Genomic DNA, 4,207 nt, shown 5'->3' with positions numbered 1-4,207 from the left:
CCGGCCATGGAGCGGCTGCTGTTCGACGACGGCGCCGAGGCGGCGCTCGTCTCCGGCGACGAGGCTCCCCGGCGCTGCGCCTTGGGCAGCGCCATCGCCGGCAACCTCGCCGCCATCGCCGCCGACATCCGCACCGGCTGGGGCGACCGGTCGAGCGGCGCGCTCGGCGCCATCGTCTCCGGCAAGGGCGACCCGGCTCTGTTCGCCGACGTGGGCGCGCTGCCCGGCCTGATCCTCACCGACCTTTCCGGCGCCTTCCAGCGGGTGACGGACACCAAGATCATGCCGGTGCTGGGCTCCGGCCCGGCGGAGGCGAAGCCCACGCTGGCGGACAGCTGGCGCTCCGGCCGCTCGGGGCGGGTGGTGCGCACCATGATCGAGAGCGCCGACGCGCTGCTGAAGGCGATCGCGCTGCAACTGCCGAGCCGGCCGCAATTCGTGGTCAACAAGGCCGCCGGCGCCGCCGACCAGGCCGCTGCCGCCTTCCCCGCCGATCTCGGCGCGGCGGCGCAGACCGCCTCCGGCGCGGCGGCGATCCAGGCCGCCGTCAAGGCGTTCAAGGGCGCGCAGATCACGGTCTACAAGCCCATCGCCTCCTATTCGGCATCTCTTTGGGCTTCAACGCCCTCGATGGCGACTGGAGCGACCATGACGGGCCTATCGCGCCGTCTTCTTCCTGGCCGCCGGCGGCGCGCTCGCAGCCGCGCCCGGCTCCCTCCTCGCCGGCGGGCTCCATGCGCGCGACCACGCCATCGACGAGGGCTGGATCACCACGGCCGGCATGGGCGAGGGCTTCGCGGCGGTGTGCTGGCGGCGGGCCGCAGCACCCGCATGGGCGGCGCCAACAAGCTGCTGGAGGCGGTGGACGGCGTGCCGGTGATCCGCCGCGTGGCAGAGGCCGCGCTCGCCTCGCGCGCGCGGCCGGTGATCGTCGTCACCGGCCATGAGCGCGAGAAGGTGGAGCGGGCGCTCGCCGGGCTCGACGTCGCCTTCGTTCACAATGCGGATTTGCGAGCGGCATGGCCTCCTCGCTGCGCGCCGGCATCGCCGCGGTGCCGGAGGCGGCGGCGGGCGCGCTGGTGGTGCTCGGCGACATGCCGCTGGTTGCGCCCGGCCTCCTGGACCGGCTGATCGCCGCGTTCGCAAGCGATGCAGGCCGGCTCATCGCCGTGCCGGTGGCGGACGGGGCGCGCGGCCATCCGGTGCTGTGGGCGCGCCGCTATTTTCCCGAACTCGCGGCGCTGGAGGCGACACCGGCGCGCGCCAGGTGCTCGCCGCCAATGCCGCAGCAGTGGTGGAAGTGGAGGCGGAGGGACCCGGCGCCTTCCTGGACGTGGACACGCCCGAACTGCTCGCCGCCGCGCGCCAGGCGGCACAGTCCTCGCAGCCCGAGCCGGCGCGCTGAGGCGCGCGGGCTGCCTTCTTCCGCCGTCGCGCCGGCCCTTGTCGTCCGATCCCGCGGTCGCCCTCCGGCTTGACCGGAGGGCCCATGGACAGCCGGTGTCAGGCCAAGCCGCCGCGGATAGATGCTCCGGTCAAGCCGGAGCATGACGGCGTAAGGCGGGGGCAGCGCCGCCCCGCCTCGAAAGGGCCCGCCTCAGAACAGCGCCGGCATCAGGTGGTTCGGCTCGGCGTCGATCTGCTCGCACAGCCAGTCGGCGATGAGCAGGCGGTGGCAACCTTCCGCGTGGCGCTCGAAGCACATGAGGCAGATGCGCCGGCCGGCGGCGAGGTCCTTCAATTCCTCCAGCGCCGCCTTCGCCGGGTCGGTCTGGAGGTGCGCGCCATAGATGCGGGCGAGCCCCGCCGCATCGCCGGAGCGCGCCGCCTCGCGCCCCTCCTTCGGGGTGCCGAGGGCGCGCAGATGGACATAGCCGATGCCCAGGCCATTGACGCTGGCCGAGAGCGCGCCCTTCGAGAAGCCGGGCCGGCGCGAGGCCGCAACCGCGCGCACGTCGACGAGCAGGTCGACGCCGGCGCTCTCCAGGGCGGCGGCGAAGGCGTCGGGCGTCGTGCCCTGATAGCCGATGGTGAAAAAGAGCGGGCGGGTCATGAAGCCATCATGCCCGCCCGCGGGGGTGCCGTCACCCGTTGCGTCGCCTCACCCGTACAGCGCCCTCGGCAGCCACAGCGCGATGTCCGGGAAGATGTAGAGCAGCGCCATGGAGATGATGACGATGGCGAGGAACGGCATCACGCCGGCGAAGATCTCGTCGATGGAGACGTGCTTGGGGGCGACGCCCTTCAGGTAGAAGGCGCCATCGCCACCGGCGGCGAGAGGAAGGAGGTCTGCAGGTTGAGGCCCACCAGGACCCCGAAGAAGATCGGGTCGATGCCGAAATTATCGAGCAACGGCAGGAAGATGGGCAGGAAGATCACGATGATCTCGGTCCATTCCAGCGGCCAGCCCAGAACGAAGATGATGGCCTGGGTGAGCAGCAGGAAGCCGATCGGGGAGAGGTTGAGCGAGAGGACGAAGTCCTCCACCACCTGCTGGCCGCCGAGCAGCGCGAACACGGCGGAGAACACCGCCGAGCCCACGAACAGCCAGCACACCATGGCCGAGGCCCGGGCGGTGAGGAACACGCTCTCTTTCATCTTGTCGACCGAGAAGGAGCGATAGGCGAGCGCCAGGATCACCGCGCCGAGCGCGCCCACCGCCGCCGCCTCGGAGGGCGTGGCGAGACCGAACACGATCGCCCCGAGCACCGCCGAGATGAGCACCGCGAGCGGGAAGAAGGACGTGGCCAGCGCCCACGCCACCTCGAACACCGAGCCGGCCCGCTCCTGCGGCGGCAGCTTCGGTGCGCGGTTGGGGTAGATCATCGCGATGACGATCACATAGGCCGTGTAGAGCCCGGCCAGCATCAGTCCCGGCAGGAAGGCGGCGGCGTAGAGCTTCACCACCGACACGCCGGCCGTGGCGCCGTAGAGGATGAGCATCACGCTCGGCGGGATGAGGATGCCGAGGCAGCCGCCGGCGCAGACGACGCCGGCCGCGAGGCGGGTGTCGTAGCCGGCGCGCAGCATCGCCGGAAAAGGCGAGCAGGCCCATCAGCGTCACCACCGCGCCGACGATGCCGGTGGCGGTGGCGAACATGGCGCAGGTGATCAGCGTGGCCACCGCCAGCGAGCCCGGCACCCAGCCCGCGGCGAGCTGGATCGAGCGGAACAGCCGGTCGAGGATGTTGGCGCGCTCCACCACGTAGCCCATGAACAGGAACAGCGGGATGGAGATGAGCACGTCGTTCGCCATCACCGAATAGGTGCGCTGGACGAACAGCTGGAACACGGTGTCGCCGCGCGTCATGTAGCCGAAGCCCACGCCCAGCGCCATGAGCGTGAAGGCGATGGGAAATCCGAGCATCAGAAAGACGATGAACAGCACCAGCATCAGGATGCCGAGGGCGGGATCCGACAGAAACATCACAGGCTCCCCCGGCCGATGGCCTCGGCGTCAGACTTGTTGGCGGCTTCCTCGAGGATCATCTTCTCCATCTCCTCCACGTCGTGGAGGCGCTCCGGCCACTGGCCGGTCCTGAGCGCGATGGTGCAGCGGACCACCTCGACCACCCCTTGGAGGAACATGAGCACCCCGGTGATCGGGATGAGGCCCTTGAACGGCCAGATCATCGGCCCGTCAGGCGAGAAGGAGGAATGCTCGTTGAGCAGATAGGAGAGATAGAAATACTGCCAGCCCGAATAGATGAGGGCGATGATGCCCGGGAAAAAGAACAGAAAATAAAGCACAAGGTCCACCATCGCCTGCCGTTTCACCGGCCAGTTGCGGTAGAGGAAGTCGCCGCGCACATGCCCGTTGCGCGCCAGCGTGTAGGCGCCGGCCATCATGAACAGCGTGCCATAGAGCATGTAGGACGCGTCGTAGGCCCAGGTGGTGGGCGCGCGCAGGACGTAGCGGCAGAACACCTCGTAGCAGATCGCCAGCGTGAGGATCACGATCGTCCAGGCGAACAGCTTGCCGATGAATGTGTTCAGCGTGTCAACGGCGAGAAGGAAGCGTTGCATACGCGGGGTTTCCTCGGGAAGATCTTGTTTTTCTTGGGTGAATTATGGGGATCATGCGCCGAAGGCCGCCCTTTCGGGCGGCCTTCGGGCGGCGCCCGGAACGGGGGAGCCCCCGCACCGGTCCGCCGCCATGTGGTCCGGTCGCCGGCGCGGCCTGCCCGGTTCGCCGTTCGGGCGGATC

At 69.8% G+C, this 4,207-nt stretch carries 2 protein-coding genes and 3 pseudogenes; 2 read left to right on the top strand and 3 right to left on the bottom strand.

Annotated elements, in window-relative coordinates; all coding sequences use genetic code 11:
• Window positions 1–6: 6 nt before the first annotated feature.
• Both AC2W7M_RS20825 and AC2W7M_RS20820 read left to right on the top strand, forming a co-directional pair.
• Window positions 7–549 (top strand): annotated as a pseudogene (locus tag AC2W7M_RS20825) (imelysin family protein); the annotation flags it as partial.
• Between the two features lie 255 nt (window positions 550–804).
• Window positions 805–1,405 (top strand): annotated as a pseudogene (locus AC2W7M_RS20820) (nucleotidyltransferase family protein); the annotation flags it as partial.
• Between the two features lie 192 nt (window positions 1,406–1,597).
• Here the strand turns inward: AC2W7M_RS20820 and AC2W7M_RS20815 are convergent.
• The 3 genes and pseudogenes from AC2W7M_RS20815 to AC2W7M_RS20805 all read right to left on the bottom strand — a co-directional run bounded on the left by AC2W7M_RS20815 (window position 1,598) and on the right by AC2W7M_RS20805 (window position 4,026).
• Window positions 1,598–2,053, bottom strand: a complete 456-nt coding sequence (locus tag AC2W7M_RS20815; protein ID WP_486134568.1) for a DUF488 domain-containing protein — start codon at window positions 2,051–2,053, stop codon at window positions 1,598–1,600.
• Between the two features lie 48 nt (window positions 2,054–2,101).
• Window positions 2,102–3,427, bottom strand: a pseudogene (locus tag AC2W7M_RS20810) (TRAP transporter large permease).
• The gene (locus AC2W7M_RS20805; protein WP_486134567.1) at window positions 3,427–4,026 is read right to left on the bottom strand and encodes a TRAP transporter small permease subunit; all 600 of its coding nucleotides are present in this window, start codon (window positions 4,024–4,026) and stop codon (window positions 3,427–3,429) included. Before AC2W7M_RS20805 ends, AC2W7M_RS20810 begins: the two are co-directional and overlap by 1 nt.
• Window positions 4,027–4,207 lie beyond the last annotated feature (181 nt).

It is taken from the genome of Xanthobacter sp. BG11Y11_SDJG (assembly GCF_057364445.1).
Note: the sequence above shows the minus strand (reverse complement) of the source record. Positions and strands in the feature narration are given on the sequence as shown.

Bases quoted from the DNA above. Each gene is read 5' to 3' on its own strand.
- AC2W7M_RS20805 (WP_486134567.1), bottom strand. From the start codon at position 4,026: ATGCAACGCTTCCTTCTCGCCGTTGACACGCTGAACACATTCATCGGC.
- AC2W7M_RS20815 (WP_486134568.1), bottom strand. From the start codon at position 2,053: ATGACCCGCCCGCTCTTTTTCACCATCGGCTATCAGGGCACGACGCCC.